This is a genomic window from Ignavibacteriales bacterium, assembly GCA_020635255.1.
Classification (GTDB): Bacteria; Bacteroidota; Ignavibacteria; order Tepidaquicellales; family Tepidaquicellaceae; genus JAEYVS01.
Window position 1 is genome coordinate 67,250 of sequence record JACKAC010000003.1, and the last position, 20,259, is coordinate 87,508.

At 42.7% G+C, this 20,259-nt stretch carries 22 protein-coding genes; 14 read left to right on the forward strand and 8 right to left on the reverse strand.

Annotation, left to right across the window (positions count from 1 at the left end; genetic code table 11):
• Nucleotides 1-6: 6 nt before the first annotated feature.
• The gene (locus H6614_12790) at nt 7-366 is read left to right on the forward strand and encodes a hypothetical protein (protein MCB9244544.1); all 360 of its coding nucleotides are present in this window, start codon (nt 7-9) and stop codon (nt 364-366) included.
• Between the two features lie 36 nt (nt 367-402).
• On the opposite strand, the gene H6614_12795 is transcribed toward H6614_12790, so the two are convergent.
• The gene (locus H6614_12795) at nt 403-765 is read right to left on the reverse strand and encodes a hypothetical protein (GenBank protein MCB9244545.1); all 363 of its coding nucleotides are present in this window, start codon (nt 763-765) and stop codon (nt 403-405) included.
• Nucleotides 766-919: 154 nt separating this feature from the next.
• On the opposite strand from H6614_12795, the gene H6614_12800 reads away from it, so the two are divergent.
• The 3 genes from H6614_12800 to H6614_12810 all read left to right on the forward strand — a co-directional run bounded on the left by H6614_12800 (nt 920) and on the right by H6614_12810 (nt 3,850).
• Nucleotides 920-1,378: an META domain-containing protein gene (locus tag H6614_12800; protein MCB9244546.1), complete on the forward strand. Its 459-nt coding sequence runs from the start codon at nt 920-922 to the stop codon at nt 1,376-1,378.
• Between the two features lie 11 nt (nt 1,379-1,389).
• Nucleotides 1,390-2,454 (forward strand): tetratricopeptide repeat protein, encoded by a 1,065-nt coding sequence (locus H6614_12805; GenBank protein MCB9244547.1) that lies wholly within the window; start codon nt 1,390-1,392, stop codon nt 2,452-2,454.
• 76 nt (nt 2,455-2,530) lie between these two features.
• Entirely contained in the window at nt 2,531-3,850 is a 1,320-nt protein-coding gene (locus H6614_12810; GenBank protein ID MCB9244548.1) for a T9SS type A sorting domain-containing protein, read from the forward strand.
• A gap of 52 nt (nt 3,851-3,902) precedes the next feature.
• Here H6614_12810 and H6614_12815 read toward each other — a convergent pair whose 3' ends face one another.
• Nucleotides 3,903-4,397, reverse strand: coding sequence for a VOC family protein (locus H6614_12815; protein MCB9244549.1), 495 nt, complete (start codon nt 4,395-4,397; stop codon nt 3,903-3,905).
• A gap of 8 nt (nt 4,398-4,405) precedes the next feature.
• Entirely contained in the window at nt 4,406-8,464 is a 4,059-nt protein-coding gene (locus H6614_12820; GenBank protein ID MCB9244550.1) for a hypothetical protein, read from the reverse strand.
• Between the two features lie 446 nt (nt 8,465-8,910).
• Between H6614_12820 and H6614_12825 the strand changes: the two genes are divergently transcribed.
• Both H6614_12825 and cas6 read left to right on the forward strand, forming a co-directional pair.
• Complete coding sequence (locus tag H6614_12825; GenBank protein ID MCB9244551.1) at nt 8,911-9,048, forward strand: hypothetical protein; 138 nt, start codon at nt 8,911-8,913, stop codon at nt 9,046-9,048.
• A gap of 2 nt (nt 9,049-9,050) precedes the next feature.
• A complete protein-coding gene (cas6, locus tag H6614_12830) occupies nt 9,051-9,869 on the forward strand; it encodes a CRISPR-associated endoribonuclease Cas6 (GenBank protein ID MCB9244552.1) in 819 nt (272 codons plus the stop codon).
• 36 nt (nt 9,870-9,905) lie between these two features.
• Here cas6 and H6614_12835 read toward each other — a convergent pair whose 3' ends face one another.
• Nucleotides 9,906-10,859, reverse strand: a complete 954-nt coding sequence (locus tag H6614_12835) for an aldo/keto reductase (GenBank protein MCB9244553.1) — start codon at nt 10,857-10,859, stop codon at nt 9,906-9,908.
• Nucleotides 10,860-11,168: 309 nt separating this feature from the next.
• Here H6614_12835 and H6614_12840 point away from each other — a divergent pair, with 309 nt between their 5' ends.
• The 4 genes from H6614_12840 to H6614_12855 all read left to right on the forward strand — a co-directional run bounded on the left by H6614_12840 (nt 11,169) and on the right by H6614_12855 (nt 13,457).
• Nucleotides 11,169-11,552, forward strand: a complete 384-nt coding sequence (locus H6614_12840) for an endonuclease domain-containing protein (protein MCB9244554.1) — start codon at nt 11,169-11,171, stop codon at nt 11,550-11,552.
• Nucleotides 11,553-11,715: 163 nt separating this feature from the next.
• A complete protein-coding gene (locus H6614_12845) occupies nt 11,716-12,306 on the forward strand; it encodes a sigma-70 family RNA polymerase sigma factor (protein MCB9244555.1) in 591 nt (196 codons plus the stop codon).
• Nucleotides 12,307-12,450: 144 nt separating this feature from the next.
• Nucleotides 12,451-12,813: a hypothetical protein gene (locus tag H6614_12850; protein ID MCB9244556.1), complete on the forward strand. Its 363-nt coding sequence runs from the start codon at nt 12,451-12,453 to the stop codon at nt 12,811-12,813.
• A gap of 17 nt (nt 12,814-12,830) precedes the next feature.
• Entirely contained in the window at nt 12,831-13,457 is a 627-nt protein-coding gene (locus tag H6614_12855; protein ID MCB9244557.1) for a Spy/CpxP family protein refolding chaperone, read from the forward strand.
• Between the two features lie 293 nt (nt 13,458-13,750).
• Here H6614_12855 and H6614_12860 read toward each other — a convergent pair whose 3' ends face one another.
• From H6614_12860 to H6614_12870, 3 genes are read right to left on the reverse strand one after another with little or no spacing between them, the layout of a single operon-like run.
• Complete coding sequence (locus H6614_12860; protein ID MCB9244558.1) at nt 13,751-14,272, reverse strand: hypothetical protein; 522 nt, start codon at nt 14,270-14,272, stop codon at nt 13,751-13,753.
• Between the two features lie 10 nt (nt 14,273-14,282).
• Nucleotides 14,283-14,864, reverse strand: coding sequence for an outer membrane beta-barrel protein (locus H6614_12865; protein ID MCB9244559.1), 582 nt, complete (start codon nt 14,862-14,864; stop codon nt 14,283-14,285).
• A 2-nt stretch (nt 14,865-14,866) separates the two neighbouring features.
• A complete protein-coding gene (locus H6614_12870; protein MCB9244560.1) occupies nt 14,867-15,385 on the reverse strand; it encodes a hypothetical protein in 519 nt (172 codons plus the stop codon).
• Between the two features lie 280 nt (nt 15,386-15,665).
• On the opposite strand from H6614_12870, the gene H6614_12875 reads away from it, so the two are divergent.
• From H6614_12875 to H6614_12890, 4 genes are all read left to right on the forward strand, one after another.
• On the forward strand, nt 15,666-16,895 hold the full coding sequence (locus H6614_12875) for a T9SS type A sorting domain-containing protein (protein MCB9244561.1): 1,230 nt from the start codon (nt 15,666-15,668) through the stop codon (nt 16,893-16,895).
• Between the two features lie 141 nt (nt 16,896-17,036).
• Entirely contained in the window at nt 17,037-18,317 is a 1,281-nt protein-coding gene (locus H6614_12880) for a T9SS type A sorting domain-containing protein (GenBank protein ID MCB9244562.1), read from the forward strand.
• Between the two features lie 120 nt (nt 18,318-18,437).
• Nucleotides 18,438-19,124, forward strand: coding sequence for a DUF1287 domain-containing protein (locus tag H6614_12885; protein ID MCB9244563.1), 687 nt, complete (start codon nt 18,438-18,440; stop codon nt 19,122-19,124).
• 1 nt (nt 19,125) lies between these two features.
• A complete protein-coding gene (locus tag H6614_12890; protein ID MCB9244564.1) occupies nt 19,126-19,908 on the forward strand; it encodes a nitroreductase family protein in 783 nt (260 codons plus the stop codon).
• Between the two features lie 46 nt (nt 19,909-19,954).
• Here H6614_12890 and H6614_12895 read toward each other — a convergent pair whose 3' ends face one another.
• Nucleotides 19,955-20,122 carry a hypothetical protein gene (locus H6614_12895; protein MCB9244565.1) on the reverse strand — a complete coding sequence of 56 codons (168 nt, stop codon included), beginning with the start codon at nt 20,120-20,122 and terminating at the stop codon, nt 19,955-19,957.
• Nucleotides 20,123-20,259 lie beyond the last annotated feature (137 nt).

Consider the following 20,259-nt stretch of genomic DNA (forward strand, 5'->3'; position numbering starts at 1 on the left):
TTACAAATGGAAAACTTCAAAGATATCTTCACGCGGTTAAAAAAGAACCTCACTCAATTTAAAAAAGGTATAGTTGTTCAAAACAGCACCGAAGACAATTACTACCTAAATACTAATACCGAATTCAACAAAAAACCGATGTTCTTCGCCGCTGTCGCAATAAAAAAGAATTACGTATCGTATTACCTCATGCCTGTATATACAAATCCCGCCTTGCTAAAGGGCATCTCGCCTGCGCTCAAAAAGAAAATGCAGGGGAAATCATGCTTCAATTTCAAAACCATTGATGAGGATCTGTTTAAAGAGTTGGGAGACCTGACTAAGAAAGGATACGAATCTTTTAAGAAAGAAGGGTTTATTAAATAAACAAAAAAGGCGGTCATTGACCGCCTTTTTTAAAAGCTACTCGTTTATCACTTCAAACGTTCCGTCCCAATTTATCCGGAGCGTATGTAGTGCACATGCATCCACATTGTAAAATATTACTGCATTCCCATCCAGGTCGGTGATCTTTATGTCGAATATGCAGGTTTCTCCCAGCGATTCCGGAATATATACCTGTACGGTTGATTGGTCGTTAAAAAGATCACTCGGTAATATGTCGTCACCCCAGTTATTGCTCTCTGCAGGTGAAACATAAATGTTATTCAGAGTAACCCCGGTGTTGTTCTCAATATAAAAACCCAGAGCCTGTGAATAAGAATTTTGTGAAGTGAAGAAGGAAAGACAGAACAAAAAGCCAAATAAGAATAAGATTTTTTTCATCTTGTTTTAATTTAAGGGTTGTGCGGTGGATGAATTTACGTAACGGGAAATCAAAAAAACAGCCTTAAAATTCAGCCGGCAACCCCTCCTCATGCCTGCTTTCCCATTCCATAATTCCCAATAAAACACTATCTTTAGTAAAACCCTTATGCAAATGAAAACACTGAGCCTGTTAATACCGGCTATTGCGCTTACTCTGCTTCTTGCCGGGTGCTCATCCTCCGGTAACTCCTACATCGGTAAAGAATATGAACTAAACAAGGTCTGGGTTCTCCAAAACCTCGCCGGAAAAACCGCCGATAACTCTAACTTCCCTAACGGTCTCCCATGGATGGAGCTAAAGGTCAACTCTACTACTATGAGCGGAAGCACCGGTTGTAACACTATGGGCGGACCGGTCTATGCTACAAGCGACAAGATATACTTCGGCAATATAATTTCCACACGGATGTACTGTGAAGGTGTCAATGAGCAAGGATTCTTCAATGCTTTGCAAAATGCCCGCACATGGACAATAGAAAATGACCGCCTTTTCCTCTATGACGCGCCCGGAGGTATTGTCCTCGCCGTATTCAAAGAAGGCGAAGTCCCAAAGACTGAACCGCAAAATTAAAGAAAACGGAAATGAGAAAACTAGCTTACCTCTTTTTATTTATATTCGCTTGCACATCTGCATTCGCGCAGGTCAATGACCCCGAAGCAAAGAAGCTGTTCGAACAGGGTATAAACGAACACGACAACGGTAATTACGACAAAGCCATCTCCCTCTATGAGCAGGCGCTCGAGATTGAACCCGGTAACGAGGTAATTATTTATGAGATGGGTTACACATACAGCGCCCTCAAAAATTACCAGAAGGTCGTCTCCCTTATTTCTGCGCAGATAGAAAAGGGCGTTAAGAATCCCGACATGTACGTGCTCCTCGGAAATGTTTACGATGAAATGAATGACCCATACAAATCGATTGAAACCTACAAAGCCGGGCTCGAAAAATTCCCAAACTCCGGCGTAATGTATTATAACTACGGCATCACCCTCGCGAAGCAAAAGGAGATGGAAAAAGCGCTGGAGAAATTCGAAAAAGGTATCGCTGTAGATCCCGCTTATCCCAGTAATTTTTACATGGCAGCAAAGCTCCTCGACGGTTCTAGCCAATCCATTTGGTCTGTACTGTACGGGGAGATTTACCTAAACCTGATTCCCGATAATGCCCGCGCCGAGGAGCTGAGCAAAATGATCTATGACTTCTACGCATCCCGTATTCAAAAGACCGACGACGGGTATACCGTCTCTATAAATCCATTCAACTCACTTGGTGACAAAGACAAGGTAAACTTACAGGGAAGATATGAAATGTACAGCCTCCTCGGTGTAACTGCATTGCAGGAATACGGATTAAATCTAGACGGCTTCGCTCACCTCCGCGATGTCATTGCAAAACTCTGGACTGAAAAAAATGAACCCCAATACCAGAACATCCTCTTCGACAGGCAGAAGCAGCTGATGGATATGAACAAAGACTACCTCACGTGTTATAACTACCTCATACTCGCGTACGCCGATCCGGACAGGTTCTCCGCCTGGTACGATAAAAACAAATCCACGTTCGATGCCTTCGCTGAATGGATGGCAGATCACCCGCTCAAATTCACTGCCGGCTCTAAATACTACCGCCAACAGTACGAGTAAGGAATTTTTTTCTTCTCTACGGCAGTTAAAGTAAATACGGTGCGTTATATTTGATGAATTAAACGGCTGTATTATCATGAAAAGAATCATACTCGCAGTTATTCTGCTCATCTCCGCAGACTCCTACTCGCAAGATCCAGACCCGAAGCTCATCGGCTACTGGCAGAATTGGCAGGACCCCGCGTCACCCTATATCCCTCTCCCGAATATCGACACCAGCTATAATATCATTCCCGTAGCCTTCGCGGTACCCGCTCCCGGCTCTACTTATAATATGACATTCACACCCGACGTGGGAACGGTTCAGCAGTTCATAAACGATGTGCAGTCCATGCAGTCCCTCGGAAAAAAAATTCTCATCTCCGTCGGCGGCGCCACTGCAAATATCGAACTCAACGACACTAACCAGAGGAACATATTCATCTCGTCCATGCTCTCGATCATAAACACATACGGCTTCGACGGAATGGACATCGATATAGAAGGCGGGTCGCTCTCCGTCACGGGCGGTACTATTACTAACCCCGTCGATGCGCGCATCATCCATCTCATCTACGCCGTCAAAAAAATAATGCAGGAATATTACTCTCTGCACGGGCGCAGGCTTATACTCGGCTTCGCTCCCGAGACTGCTTACGTGCAGGGCGGTATGTCATCTTACGGAGGAATATGGGGCGCGTATCTCCCTGTCCTTCACGCGCTCAGGGACTCCATCGCTTACCTTCACGTCCAGCTGTATAATAGCGGGTCCATGTTCGGTATAGATGGTCATGTGTACACGCAGGGTACGGCGGACTTTATTTTGTCGCAGACCGAGGCGCTTTTGCAGGGGTTCAATACGCAGGGAGGTTTCTTCGCGCCCTTCCAGCCTCAGCAGGTTATTGTCGGACTGCCCGCATGCTCCTCTGCTTCCGGCGGCGGCTACATAAATCCCGATACCGTGCGTTCTGCTATAAAATATCTCCTCGGAACCGGACCGAAACCCGCCAACTACACGGCTGTCGGAACTTACCCCGGGCTCAAAGGAATGATGGACTGGTCTGTTAACTGGGACGCGCAGGTCAATTGCCATCCCCTATATGAATACGCGCGGAATTTCGACCGGATCTTCCGCGGTACCACGGGCATTAACAATAACACAACCGGCACTTCACGTTTCACGTTCAGCTTTCATCCCAACCCCCTTCATACGGGAGGCATACTCAACTTCGAAAATCCCGAAGGACTCCGCTCCGTTAAAATTTATGATGTACTCGGCAGACAGGTGCTCAGCTTCTCCGGGAACGACCTCCTCACAGGGCAGGTGCGCATCAATATTCCATCCGGAACATACTTCCTCACGGCTCTCACTCTCCGCGGTGAGACCTTCAGCAATAGAATGATCGTAATAAAATAATCGAATTGTTATTCCCCATTTTACAAAGGGGGGACTAAGGGGGGTTAAATGATCACTTCTCCAACTCGCTAAGCAGGCTGTTAATATCCAGCGGGTGTGTGTACATATCTATCGAACCGTCTGCTTGATGAGGCCACTCCTCCTTGGGGCGGTCCCAATAAAGCTCGACGCCGTTGCGGTCCGGATCATTCAGATATATCGCCTCCGAGACACCGTGATCGGAAGCCCCGCTCAGCGGATACCCCGCGTCTATCAGCCTCTTAACGACGACAGCCAGGTCCTTACGTGTCGGATAAAGTATTGCGGTATGAAATAAGCCCGCGCTTCGCGCCGGAGCCGGTGGAGCGCCCTTGCTTAGCCATGTGTTCAGGCCGATGTGGTGATGATACCCTCCCGCCGAAATAAAAGCCGCCTCATGCCCGTACGTCGTCGTCAGCTCGAACCCCAGCAGACCAATATAAAAATCCAGCGCCCTCTGCAAATCCGCAACCTTGAGATGGACATGCCCGATGCGAGTACCGGCCGGAACTTTGTAATTATTGTCCATAATGTAAATTAATTCTGGATCTTATTCTGGGGAGAACTTTCCAAAATAGATCCGGGTTTTCTAGTAGGTTCAATATCCTCCGCCATATCTATAAACTCAATAAGTTTATCCATCTGTTGTTTATAATTATTCCACCAATTGATCGACCAAATTCTTATAAACTTTAGCCCATACAATTCTAAGAAATTCTGTCTGAAAATATCCCATGCATAAGCTTCGTTAGTTGATGGTTCTTTATTTCCATCACATTCAATTACTGCAACGGGGAGTCCTGTTACCTTTGATTTGATTAATATATCGATTCGGAAGCCTCCTAACCAATAGTTTGTAACAACTCTTTCTGATCCAATGTGTTCACCTAACATTTCAGCAATCTCGCTTATAAAAGGTGATTCTAATCTCTCATTTTCGGTTAAATTGTCATGTAGTCCTTGGCATAATAGATTTAATATTGATTTTTTGGTTTCTAAGTCATTATTCTCAATTGCTTTCGCATACGCTAAATAAGCATAAAAAACTCCTTTGCCAATATTTCCTAAATCAGAAATTAATTCCGGATATTGAGAAACCTTTTCATCCGGAATAGATGTACATACAAATAAATTATACTTAGCTCTGGTAACAATCACATTGAGTAGCCTGAATCCTTTTTGTTGATTTATCGGGCCAAATTTTTGTGTGAAACTTCCATCTCGTTTCTTTCCAAATGTTGTAGATATTATTATTATATCTCTCTGTTCACCTTGGATATTTTCAAGGTTTTTTACAAATAATTCCTCTCCTCTGATTTGCCTAAGTCGTGCAATTTTTGATGCGAAAGTTGTACTCTCTTCAGATTTTTTGCCGATTAAGTCTAATATATAATTCCTTTGGAGAATATTGAATGTTGCAATTCCGATACTTTTGATTTCATCATCCTCATTTTCAGGAGTAAGTTCATCAATTAGGTTGATTACTTTTAAAGCTTCTTCTTTATTAATACCATTTTCAGAGTCATAAAGACCGTTTACTTGATAGTATTTTATAGCTTTGTAGTTTTCAGTAGGAGGAACTGGCTTTAATCTTGATCCATAAAATGCTGCATTTGAAAACTCTATTAGGTCTGGGTGTTTTGATCTGTAATGAACATCAAGATATGTTTCCTTATATGCTTTTGAAGTCGCGAAGTCAAGAAGCGATTCTGCTCTTGCTAATAGCGGAATCATATTAAAATTTAAATCTGCATCTTCTTCATCATCCGCTTCTTCCTCTAACGAGCCATCACCGTCTAATTTAATTGAAATTTTGAAAGTATCAGACGGAGGCATTTGATTTGCATCACCTGATACTACTTTGTGTTTACCTCTTAGTTTTGCACAATATGTATCCTCTACCCTAAGCTGGCTTGCCTCATCGAAAATAACTAGATCAAATATTCCTTCTTTCATTTCGAAAAGAGAACTACATACATTTGGATTAACTAAGATAACGGGAAATAAATCCGTAAAAAGTTCAAAATCAGTGTTTATGATCTTTCTAAGGGAGTTTAATTTCGCATAAAGATTATTTCTGGCTAAATTGTAAAGCATCGGTAGACCCACACCATGTGTTAATTGAAATCTATTTCTTGAGTTCATTTGTTTGTTAAACCAATAATCCTTTATAAACTCTTTTTGGTATTTACTAATATTTAATTTTTTACTCTCAAAGGAGCCATGGATATTATTATTTCTTATTATATGATCAGCTTCGTTTTCCAGTAATAAATTATAAATGAACCATGTTTCAAAGTCCAACTCCCAGTCATCTATTTCCTTTTCTATAAAAAAATCAAATATTTCACAAATATTCCTATCATTCATTAAATAATCTTTTCTCCACTCTGTATAGTCTGCAATATTTACATAATTTGATAATATCTCGTTTAAGCTTACTTCAATAGTTTCTAAAATCTTAATCCTGGAATTAAAGTTATTTTGAAGTTCAAAAGAAAATTTGAAAAATGGCGAATTATTAACCTCCGAAAATAATTTGTCAGTTTTGCTTTCGAAGTTAGTAACGGTTTCCCTCGAAATATCACAAAGCTTATTAAAATTACTACTATTCAATTCATCGGTTTCTACTACGACCCTTTCTTCAGTTCGTTTAAACCATTCATATGAACGTTTCTTACAATCTTCTAAGATGGGAAGTATCTCTTCAAGATTAATACTCAATTCCTTCACTCTGAAATTAAAATAATTTAAACTAAGTTGTCTCTTTAAATCATCATATAAGGCAAATATTCTTTCCTTATCTCTCTTGACAATCTTGAATTTTCTGGAAAAAATATTTAGAAAGCCTAGAAGTAAATTCGACGGTTTGCCTAAACTTGTAAAAAGCTTTTTACTTCTTTTTATGTTTTCATTATATAATTCCTCAATTTCATTTATTGTTGTTTGTAGCTCTTCATAGTAAGATGAGTAATGCAAACTCAATTTCTTGCTATATTGCATCTTAATATCGAGTCCATTTACCCTAAGATTTGAAGTTATATCAACGAAATTCTTGATATAATCATTCAATTCTACTTTATTCCTTTCCGAAAAGTTATTTTCAAAGATAGAGTCTTTTAAAAAAGAAAATGTATTTATATATGTCTTTGCAATTTTGAAAAGAGTTTCATTCCTCCTTATATTTATAATAAGCTTATTATAGATTGTCGAAATGTCTTCACTTTCAAAGTTTAGTCCGCAATTTTTAAATTTGGTATACATTTTTTGGTATAAATTGGACTTTTTCTGAAGACGTATAAATCTACCTGATAGTGAAGTCCAGTTATTATCATTTAGAAGTTTTTTCCTTATTATTGTATGACCCAAATTGATTTTCTTACTGTCCTCAGTCGCATCTTCCACTAAGGAATTAAATGTGTTTAGATCTATAGCATTACCTGTATTTGTTCTCACACGAGCAGACTTAACAATATTTTTTCTGTCTCGACTGACATCTTCAATCACAGCACAAAAATCGGATAATTCTTCTAACTCCAGATTCCGTTTAATCACATCTAATGCCGTTCTTTTTTCGCAAACAACTAAAACTTTGGATTTATTTGCTAATGCATTAACAATAATCGCAGTCAAAGACTGGCTTTTCCCAGTCCCTGGAGGACCGTTTATTACTATCTTGCTTGAATCCTTAACCCCCTTTAATACTGTCTCTTGAGAGGGATCAGTTTCTATGAAGGAAAATTGATTTCTTTGATATGGCGTAACTTCTATCGTATCAAATTTATACTGTTCAAAATTCCTAATTATTCGTTTAGTATCTGCTATAATAGCTTCCTTTTGTGATCTATAAAGTCCGAACACACCGCCATTTATTATAAAAGGATTTAATCTTTCATTGAGTAAATCTCGTATCTTGTCCTTGGCCTCTAATCTTTCAATCTTTGAATGAGTTGTGAAGTAATTTACCTGTGGGTTGACATTGTGAAGTAGACCATTTGTCAAAGATTCTACCTCTTCGGAATCCAGAAGATTATCCTCAAGATGGTCTTCTGTTATCGAAATAAAACCCGTTGAGTCTAAATCCCTTTCTAAATAATTAATCAACATCTCGTTTAACAATATTCCACTATCCTCTTTTCGGTAAATTATCCATTCATTCCTTGCTCTTGATATATCCAGTTTCCATATAAAGATAGGTGCACAGATTAATTTACTTGCATCTGATCTTGGTTTAAAAACAAAAATCGGATACCCAAATCCAAATGTTTTAATGCCCTTCTCTGAAAAATCATCTTCGTTTTCATAATATATGGAAGTAAGTCTTCTATTAATTTGGTTTAGTTTAGAAAATCTTTCTTCAAAAACTTCATCTGATTCGTATACCTTTCTTTCTAAATCTATTCCAAAACGAAATTCGAAGTTTTGCTCTGATAAGAGTTTTTCAATAAAGTTTTTAGGTAAGTGAGGATATATATCCTCTAAATTCGATACATCCAGTTTTGTAGCACTACGACCGGGAATATAGTTCAAATGTATTGATCTTGTATTACCTACCTGGAGCTTGTGCAGTAAAGCTTTAAGGAAATCTCTATCCATATTCAAGATTTGGAGATAAAAACCCAATATATTAAAATTGGTTTGTTATTACAAGTTTACTTGGAAATAGAGAAAGTACCTGTATGATAATTAAAATCTTAAATAGTTGAACGAATTAGATTTTCTCTATTTTTCTCCCCAAAAGAAAGCATCTCCTCTCGCTCAGTTATTTGTTAATAATACTATCCCCGCTCGCTTTCCCGGAATTTCTCATCACCACCTATTGATTTTCTCCCTCCCTCTCCCTAACTTTACACCGGTTTTTAAAACAAAAAAGATAAACCATGCACTGCGCAAAGACACTAATCAGTACACACGATCGAACTAGAATGGCACAGCCATATTAGCAGGCAGAGGCATTACCTTTGCTGTTTACGATCGAACCTCTCTTAGGAGCTGTCTCGCCGGTTTATTCTACTGGTGGGCGCATACACGATCGAACCTTTATGGCGCTACGCCGGAGGAAGAGTAAATATGTTACGTACAATTTGTGGGGAGCCTCGCGTGATGAGGCACTGGAAAAATCGACCGGAAACAAAAACGGATTAGAGCGGATGAAAACAAAGAATGAAAACAAAGAATAGAAATGAGATTTGAGATGGCGATGAGATCGGCGGATGATACCGGGCAGATACTGATACCGATCAATTTCCAATACCAGATGTCGAATGCCATATACAGGCGGATACAGAGACGGGATAGAGGGTACGCGCGGATGCTGAGGGACCGCGGAGCGGTACACGGGTACAAGAGCTTTAAACTCTTTACGTTTTCACGCCTGAGGGCGGATGACATTAAGCCCGCGGACATAAACGGGCGGAAGATGCTGGCCGTGGGTTCGGAGCACGTGAGGATGACGGTCTCGATGGTGAGCGAGAGGCTGTTCGATATTCTGCTGTGGGGAAATCATAAGGACAGGACACTGAGGCTGGGGGACGCGAGGCTTATCTGCAACATTTATTCGATGCCGGAACCGCGGATCGGAGGCGCGCTGAAGCTGAGAACGATCTCACCCATCGTACTTTCGCGAAAGATTTACCGCAAGAGCGCGCTGACGGGGAAATTTAAGGAAGTGTACATGAGCCCTGATGACCCGGACTATCTTGAATACCTGAAGCGGAACATCGAGGAAAAGTTTACCGCGTGGAAGAGCGCGCTGGGAGAGCCTGTCTATTCGGTGGAAAGGCGGATGCTGAGAACGGGAACCATACGGAGCTTTAAGCCGGTGAGCAAGCCGAGACCGAGCCTGACCATTCTGAAGGAGGGACGGCGGGCCGAGACACGCGTAAGGGGATGGAGCTTCGACTTCGAGATCGAGGGACACCCGGAGATACTGGAGTTCGCGTACCGGGCGGGATTCGGGAAAATGAATCCGACGGGTTTTGGATGCGTGGAGATAATTTAACCGTTTAGAACGCCAGCCCGTCACCCGAAATTAGTTCTAGACTGCGCTGGCTTCGTCCAGTTTTTTTATGTCGTCTTCCGTGAGTGAGATCTCCGAAGAGCCGAGGAGCTCTTTGAGCTGTTGAGGGCTTGTGGCGCTGGAGATCGGGGCTGTGATAGACGGGCGGTGAATGAGCCACGCGAGAGCTATCTGCACAGGGGTCGCGAAGTGTTGCTCGGATATATCGTCGAGAGCGGAGAGTATGCGCCACCCGCGGTCATTGAAGTATGTATTTTTTACGTTATTCCCGCGCGGGGACTTACTTACGTCATCGTCACCGCGGTACTTCCCCGTAAGGAATCCCCTCGCGATAGCGAAGTAAGGAATCACACCGAGATCTTCACTAAGGCAAAATTGTTCGAGGTTTTTTTCGTAGTCCTCACGGTCGTAGAGATTATACAGGGGCTGGAGCGACTCGTAGCGCGGGTAACCTTTTTCGGCGGATATAGCCAGTGCTTCGGCGAGGCGGTCAGCGGAATAGTTAGAAGCACCGATGACGCGGACCTTGCCCTGCTGTACGAGTTCATCGTAAGCGGAGAGCGTTTCCTCCTGCGGAGTATTGGGGTCGTCGCGGTGCGACTGGTACAGGTCGATGTAATCGGTCCGGAGACGTCGGAGAGAATTTTCGACCTCGGTAATGATCTGTTTGCGTGTAAGTCCTTTAATTTCATCAGTGATCTCCCAGCCAACCTTTGTCGCGATAATCATTTCTTTGCGCGCGCCACGGTCCTTCATCCAATTTCCAATTATTGTTTCCGATTCGCCTCCCTTATTGCCGGGAGCCCACATAGTGTAGGAGTTAGCTGTGTCAATCGTTTCAAAGCCGGATTCGCGGAATGCGTCGAGTATTTCGAAGCCGGTTTTTTCATTTACGGTATGTCCGAAAACATTGGTGCCGAGGACAAAGGGTGAGATATGGAGTTCGGATCTACCTAGGCGGCGTTTTTGCATAATGTATGTTTTTTATAAATATAAAAATTTTACGGGAGGGATTTAAGGGATTACGTTCCCAAATCGGTCAAGGACTCGGCTCGTAGAGAATTTGGGAACGAGATTGGCTTCGCCCAGCTGACGGTTGCCGCGTCGCTGCGCTCCTCGCAATGGCAATAGAGAAGGAATGGCAAAATTGCGGGAATGACAATGTGGGAGGGATTTAAGGGAAGAGCTCGCCTCCGATGGAGGGGCAGGGGGAGGGTTAGCTAAGTAAATGATTTACTTTTAGCAATGAATTCAATATTTAATAATACTATTTTATTTCTAATGAGAAGGAAAATCCTCCCATATAATCCAAAGTTAAAAACCTTCTCACGTAATTTAAGAAATAATCCCACGCCCGGTGAAACTTCACTATGGAAGTATCTCCGAACGAAACAAATTAAAGGATATAAATTCAGAAGACAGGTACCCATTTCAAATTATGTATTGGATTTCTTTTGTAAAGAATTGATGCTGGCAATTGAGATAGACGGTTCGTCACATGCCGAGAAAATCAGCAGAGATAAAAAACGCCAAAAAGAATTAGAGTCATACGGTATCGAATTTCTACGATTTACTGAGTCTGATGTTATAAAAGATTCAAATAATGTAGCTCTTACGATCTTAAATTGGGTGGATAAAAATGAAAAGAAAAATCCTGAGAATTAGTTTACCATTTCAGGATTAAACATTTGGTTATTTATTACTTGCTATAACCCTCCCCTACCCCCTCCGTCGGAGGGGAACTGAGTGAGCGAAATTTAGTCGCCGGGGGAAATACTCAGCGCAAGTTATTACTTTTAAGGGCGTCATATATTTAAGTAGAGGGAATATATTGGAAGAAGGCATACTGATAAATACACTTCAGGCGGGTGAAGCAGGCGCTTCGTTCGAGGAAGCATTTAAGGAGCTGGTAGAAGAATACCAGAACCTGGTGTATAATACCGCAATGGGCTTTGTCAGGAATGCGGAGGATGCAGAGGACATCGCGCAGGAGGTGTTTGCGGAGGTGTACAGGAGCGTTGCGAACTTCCGGGGTGACTCTAAATTATCAACGTGGCTGTACAGGATCACCACAACAAAGTCGCTGGATTTTCTGAGGAAGATGAAGCGGAAGAAGAGGTGGGGCTCGCTGATACCTTCGAAGCAGGATCCTGATGAAGTGAAGGATGTGAGCTACTTCCATCCCGGCGCGGACATGAATAACAAGGAGCAGAGCGAGGCGCTGTTTAAGGCGATCGACAAGCTTCCCGAAAACCAGAGGATCGCATTTACGCTGGCAAAGGTAGATGGGCTGAGTTATGATGAGATCTGCGACGTGATGAAGACGAGTAAGCCATCTGTGGAATCGCTGGTTCACCGGGCAAGGACGAATTTGAGGAAGTATTTGAAGAAGTATTATGAGAGGGAGATGAGTAATTGAGACCAGGAGAATTAATAGTATGCGTTCCCAAATCGGAATTTGGGAACGAGATTGCCGCGCTGCACTTCGTTTCGCTCGCAATGACAATATTGGGGGAGCGCAAGTTTTTTTTAGAAATAACATCTAACCAAATGAGGATAGAAAATGGATAAAAATCTACAAAATAAGAACTTAGAAGACAGGATAGACAAGACGCTGGAGATGGCAGAAAGCCTGAAAAAACAGGAAATAAAGCCATACTTCTATACGCGTCTCATGACAAAGATCGAATCTGAAAAGCGCGGACATATCTCAGAACCCGCATTCCTTGGTTTTAGCCGGAAGCTGGCGATGGGATTTGTCGCGCTATTGCTGGTTGCAAATTCGCTGACGGTATATTTTACATTGTCCGGTGATAACACAGCTACAGAGAGGCGCGACCAGATAGATGCGCAGACAACAAGGCAGGAGAACATAGAGAAGGTAGCCGATGAATATTTCGGAGGCGGTGATTATTACAATTACTAAACAATAAACGTAAAACAATGGACATATTCTCAAAAAATAAATTCCTGGCATGGGTAATCATAATACTGATCGTATTGAACGTGCTGAGTCTTGGCGCGCTATGGTTCCAAAAGAACAGGGAACCAAGACCGATGCATGAGTATCCGGGGAGACTACCGGATAACAAAAAAGGACCGGGTGACTTCCTAGCAAAAGAGCTGGGGCTTAGTGAAGAGCAGGTGAAACAGTTCGACACCCTGCGAGAACAACACAGGACCACTGTAGATGGTCTTTTAAAAGAAATGCAGGACGCACGAGAAGAGCTCTTCGCGCAGGTAAAAAGCGACAACCCGGACATGAGCAAGGTCGAACAACTGGAGAGCACAATCGGACAAAAGACAACAGAGTTAGAAAAGGCGACATTCGAACATTTTAAACAGCTTAGAGCCATATGTACCGATGAGCAGAAGACGAAATTCGATGAAATAATAATAGACGCAATGAAGCAGGCAGGTCCAAAGGGACCAATGAATCAGGACGGACCTCCGGACGGCATGCGCCAGGGTCCTCCCGGCAGGCAGGGACCACCGAACGGAATGGGACCGGGCGGTAAGGGACCGGGCGGAAACAGACCTCCCGGCGGCGGACCTCCTCCAGGAAGATAATTTGATTAACCCCCCTTTATAAAAGGGGGGATAAAAGAAATACGAGTCTCTATATTCCCTTATATGTGCATTCACAGGGCTCTGCGCTGAAAAGCGCGGGGCTTTTTTATTAAGAAATTTTAACCACAGAGAACACAGAGACCGCAGAGAAAAGAATTATAACGCGTGGAGGTGTTATTTTAAATATCTAAACACTGACTGCTATAACCCTCCCCTAGCCCCTCCGTCGGAGGGGAATGATTTATGCTTCACGACAAATTAATCGGTAACCGTCGGAGGGGAACAAAGTCTTTTTATTGGCGAGCGCGGGCGGAAATGTCAGCCCATTTTTTTGGAGAGAAGCACTGCTGTGACTGGTTACGAAAATCACTGTAGTAAAGCGCTCCCCATATGGGAGTCTTTGGATAGTAATATAAATCCTGCGTCGTTAGAGAAAGTATAGAGGGAAACTCGGAGGCAGCAAAATGTTTAGGACAGTATTTCTGCGACCATTGGTAGAGATCATTGGAGATATTCTCAACCACTAAAAGAGGATAAACAATCAGCATAGCACCGAAACCGAGCGGAGGTCCCGATCTCACGCGTGACGCGTATTCGAAAAGGTTATTTGAATATGTCCTCGCCCATTCCGCGTTAATATTATCAGGCACATGCTTTATAAAAGCGTATGTATCCACTTTACCGAACTTAGTACCTTCGATGCGTCCGCGGTAAAACATTGCGTCCACTTCAAGACCCTGCTGTATGGTTTGTTTCTCGAATGACCAGTACTTCATCCAGCCATCGAGAGAATTAAGGTAGTCGTTAAAGTTCATCTAACCAATATTAAAATGTCTGAGCAAGAAATAATCTTATTGGAAAATTTCCATTAACCGACGAATTATAGAGCGCTTCGAGGTTTAAGGAAGTTCCTAATGAGTTTAAATTAAAATTGATACCACCGCCTGCGCTCATATTTACATAACTATTATCCTGCGATTCAAACGCCATTCCTACACCCAATGCCAGGTATGGATTGAATCTTTGTTTTGATGATATACCAAGCCTTAATATAAGGTCGGCTGAAAACATATGCATGCTCCCCCCAGTGAAATCCAGGTCCGACGGCGCATCAATCGAAGAAGGACTGTCAAGAATCTGGGTATCTGAATCATCGACGAAGGTTGTATACCCGAACTGTGCCTTAGCGGAAAGATTATCGGTGAAGGAATGCCCTCCATAAACACTAAAACCGAATCCGAAAACATTAGAACCGGCTCGACTATTATGAATTACTATATTCGGTCCTAAACCAATACCGCCAAATGAGTTCTGAGATGAAAAATCCGAAAGTTTGGATTGACAAAATAAATTACCTGAGGAAAGTATCGCTATGAATAAAACTGCTGTGGCAGTTAGTTTACTCATTACTATTTTTGATTTTGAGATATCTGCTCCCACCTTTTAGGTGAAAAGTAGTCCGAGGTACTTTTCCTTATCCCGTCATAATAAAGCGCTCCCCAAAAGGGTGTCTTCTGGTAGAGATAAAGATCATTTGTGCTAAGCTGAAGTATAGCAGGAAACTCCATTGCCTTGAACTGTTTGGGGCAGTAGGACATAATGAAATCATAGAGTTCGCGCGAAATAGTATCGACTGCCATTACGGGATTAACTATCATCATAGAGCGGAAGAAGCGTCCGAAGGTTTGTTTATACTGACGTGAGTATTCAAAAAGTCCTGAAGAAAATTTCCTAGCCCATTCCGCATTTATATTATCCGGGACTTTCTTAATATAAAGAAATCGGTCAACGACACCCATTTTGCTAGCTTCACTGGACTCCTTATAAAACATCCTGTCCACATCCAGCCCGGGCTGAATGTCCATTTTTTTAAAGCCGTGATATGCCGACCACCCGTCGAGAGAAGTGAGATATTGGTCAAAATCCATGCGGTAAAATAATAATTGAGCATTGAACATTAAAGTCATGAGTATCCGAAAAAAACCGAGGCTAATTAGTCACACATAATGCATACTAAGTACACACAAATTAAAGATCACAAATACAAAAATCGTAAAATCCGGTTCAAATCAAAGATTTTGGAAATGGTACGGAATTTGCGACTTAATTATTGATTTATAAAAATTTGTAAGATTTTACCTTAACAAAATCGTAATAATTTATTAGATTAATAATTCAGTATTCACACAATTAAAACAAAGGGAAAAAATGAAGACACTATTTACGACGGTCTTATTCGTATTAATTGCGTTTGGGACTGCAGGAGCACAATGGACTCCTCAAACATCCGGTACTACCAGCCTGCTATACTCAGTCTCTGCAGTAGACAATAATGTAGTCTGGGCATGCGGCGCCGCGGGAACAGTAGTAAGAACAACCGATGGCGGTGCAACATGGACAAACGTCAGTGCAGCACCTGTTACCGGTGATCTTTACAATGTTTTCGCAATCGACGTGAGCAACGCGCTTGTAACAAATTCAGGAGCAAGTGCAACCGTTTGGAAAACCACCAATGGCGGCGCAACATGGGACCAGGTATTTGTTCAGTCCGGCGGATTCATCAATGTCATCGAGATCGGTGCCGGCGGTACAGGATTTATGGAAGGCGACCCTGTTGGCGGAAGATGGTCACTCTGGAAAACTACTGACTCAGGAACAAGCTGGGATTCTACCGGAATGTATCTTCCTCAGGCAGGAAGTGAAGCAGGTTGGAACAATTCAGTTTACATGACCGGAACCAGCATCTGGTTTGGTACAAGTAACAGCAGAATTTATAGTTCCGTAAACGGAGGACTGACATGGACTGCACAATCCACCTCGCAGGCTAACTCATACTCAGTTTTCTTTAGCGGTTTAGTAGGTTTAGCCGGCGGTACCGATGGTATGAAGACAACAAACGGCGGTTTAAACTGGTCAGCACAAACAATATCAGGATCGGGAAATATCAATGGTATTGCCGCATCACTTTCGACCTTCTGGGCAATCAGAGGAACCAATGTCTATAAGTCTACCGATGATGGTGCGACATGGACAACCGATTATACTGCAACAGGAGCATTAAGCGATCTCGCAATTGCAAGATCAGGAAACAGGCTCTGGGCAGTAGGAGCTACAGGAGGTATCTATATGTCGGAAGGACTGCTTTCAGTAGATCCTATTTCATCGAATTTACCTGAAAGATATTCTCTTTCACAGAACTATCCGAACCCATTCAATCCAACATCGAAGATAAGGTTCGATATTTCAAAGGCAGATTTTGTAACTCTAAAAGTATATAATACTCTTGGGCAGGAAGTAACCAAGCTGGTAAATGAGAACTTGCAACCGGGAACATACGAGGTAACGTTCGACGGAGCGGGACTAAACTCAGGAATATATTTCTACACGATCAAGGCAGGCGATTTCGTCGAGACGAAAAAGATGATGCTTGTGAAGTAGAAACATTGAATTTTATGCATTAAAAGCCGAAGCGTTGAGGAAATGCTTCGGCTTTTTTACTTTACATTTGTGAAAATTCGCTTTACATTTGAATAGCTCCCCTTAAAAAAATTCCATTATTAATAAAACTTCGAGGAAGAAATGAAGACAATTCTATTGGTTTTTCTTGCATGCATTATAGCGTCTGTTTCAAATGCACAATGGGTAAAACAGACATCCGGAACTACTCAAACACTGTATTCGGTATCCGCCACAACCGGTGGCGGCGCATGGGCTTGCGGTACAGCCGGCACTGTACTACATTCCGACAACTATGGTGGTACCTGGAATAGCGCCGGGAGCAGTTTGTTTGCAGCACTAGATCTGTATAACATATGCAGTTTAAGTGAATTCACAGCACTGGTAACAGGATCAAACGGGACAGGAACATTTGTTTATCGAACATCAAACTCGGGAGCAAACTGGACCCAGGTATTTTCGCAGACGGGAGGATTTATGAATGTTATAAACATAAACCCTCTGACGGGGAAAGGATTTATGGAGGGTGACCCGGTGGGAGGCAGATGGTCACTGTGGAAGACAACCGATTATGGTGTGACATGGGATTCAGGCGGACTATATTTGCAACAAGCAGGAAGTGAAGCAGGTTGGAATAACTCAGGATCGTTTAACGGTAACAATGAATTTTTCTTTGGTACAAATAACAGCCGGGTATATCGAACAACCAACGAAGGACTTTCCTGGTCTGCCCAAACCACACCTGAGGCAAACAGTTATTCACTCTTTGTAAATTTTGACAACGGAGTAGGTCTTTCAGGTGGAACCGGATTAATGCGAACCACAAACAGCGGGAACAACTGGAGCACACAGTCATCACCGGGAACAGGAAATGTTTTGGGAATGACAGGAGCAGAAAATAAGTTCTGGTTTGTAAGACAGGGTGAAAGCATTTACAGCTCGAACTTCGGCGGAACTTCGTGGATAACAGATACAACCGTAACAGGAGCACAGTTTTTGGCAATGGGAGTAGTGTTGGCAATAATAACCGATGATCCAAATGGAGGTGGATTATACTATCAATGGGCTGTTGGAAACACTGGAAATATTTACAGAAGTGACTTTTCATTGGGAATTACACCAGTTTCTTCGAATACTCCCGAGCGGTACTCACTTTCACAGAACTATCCTAACCCGTTCAACCCCTCATCAAAGATCAAGTTCGATATTTCAAAGGCAGATTTTGTAACTCTAAAAGTATATAATACTCTTGGGCAGGAAGTAACCAAGCTGGTAAATGAGAACCTGCAACCGGGAACATACGAGGTAACGTTCGACGGAGCGGGACTGAATTCAGGAATATATTTCTACACGATCAAGGCAGGCGATTTCGTCGAGACGAAAAAGATGATGCTTGTGAAGTAGGATTTGTAAAGGAGGATCTATGCAAAGCCGGAACTGATGCAATGGTTCCGGCTTTTTTTGTTTCTATACTCCCGCTATTAATGTAAGTTAGTTCATATAAAGATAACTATGCGAACAAGTATGCTGGTAATTTTGATGATAGTATCGCTATCCTGTGGTAACAAGGATAACGCTCCACCCCTGGTAAAAGACAGTATTGAGCAGAAGGGTGATACGATATATGGCGGTGAGCTTTCTGAGAATCAGAGGAAAGTGCTCGAAGGAGCGAAGAAAGTTCTCGAAGAGAGAGCGGAGTATGATATGACCATGGGATATTATACGACAGAGTATAATGAGGAGGGGGAGTATGTAGGCGGGAAGGTCTTTCCGGGTGGTGATATCGATCCGAAGATAGGCGTATGCACGGACGTGGTGATAAGAGCATTGAGAAAGGGAAGCGTCGTGGACCTGCAGGAGGCATTGAACAAGGACATAAGGGCAAGCTGGTCGGACTACCCGATGAAGAAGTGGAACGCAAAGAAACCCGATCCCAATATAGACCACCGGCGCGTACCGAATTTAGAGGTATGGCTGGGAAAGAACTGGGATGAACTTCCTGCAACTTATAATAGTGAGGATTACCAGCCGGGAGACATAGTGGTGTGGGATCTAAACCAGGACGGAACGCATGATCATATCGGAATAGTCTCGGATAAGATCGTCAACGGAAGGATATACATAATACATAATTTCCCAAGTCCAGGGTACGTGGCGGAAGAGGACGTGCTGGATGCGTGGGAAGTAGCAGGACATTACAGAATAAAATAATATGGAATTACAGGAAGCAATATTAAACAGGCGGACGACGAATACGAAGTTCGCCGATAAGAAAGTATCACCGGAGCATATCGAGCTTCTCATCCGGATGGCGTCGTTTGCGCCGAGCCATTTTAATTCGCAACCGTGGAGATTTATTGTTATCGAGGACGAGGACACTATCTCACGAATCGGAAAGATAGCGGGCAACAGCATGGTGCAGTTAATGGAGGAAGGGACATTCTGGAAAAAGTACGAGAAGTATTTCAGGATCACGAAAGAGGAAATAGAAAACTCTAAGGACGGGATACACATAGACCACTTCCCAAAGATGCTGAAGCCCTTCGCAAAGCAAATAATGAGCGAGAAAGGCGGGAAATTGATGGCAAAGCTAAAGATACCGAAGATACTGGGCAAGGATGAAGAGGAGCTTGTTGCGTCGTCGCCGATACTATTCGTGATATTACTGAACAAGGAGGAGTACATACCGGGAGCGCTGTCGGGATTTTACTCGACGATATCCATGGGCGCGGTGATACAAAATCTGTGGCTGGTTACGACGGACATTGGGATGGGAATGCAATTCGTGTCCACGCCGGGGGAGATACCGGAGAAATGGAAAGAGATATCGGAGATGCTGAACGTACCGGGTGATCATGAACTGGCAGCGGTATTCAGGATGGGATATAAGGAAGAGGGAATCAAGCGTCCGACGATAGATTGGAAGTCAGCACAGAGGAAGGCACCGGAGGATCTTGCATTCAAGAACAAATGGGGAAATTCACTTAAAGATTGATGGGGAGCGTTTTACTATACTCAGGACTGGTGCTGTATATATTGAACTACTCGATCGGGTGGGGATTAAATTTTAATGCAATCTCCATCTCAAGGCGAACCCACCAGGTGATATATTCATTGCTCATAATAAATGTGTTTTTTCTATTGTTTTTCATTGATTTAAGCTCACGAGGATTTATATTTGCCCTGCTCTCGCTGATGATGTTATTCATACTTCCATTCGGTAAAAAAGGCGGAACATACCATAAAATAACCAGCACAATAGGATTTTTATCTTATTTATTATGTGTATTTTGATAGAGAACCCCTGATAACATTTGCAATAAAGTTTCTTTTGATTGGCACGTAT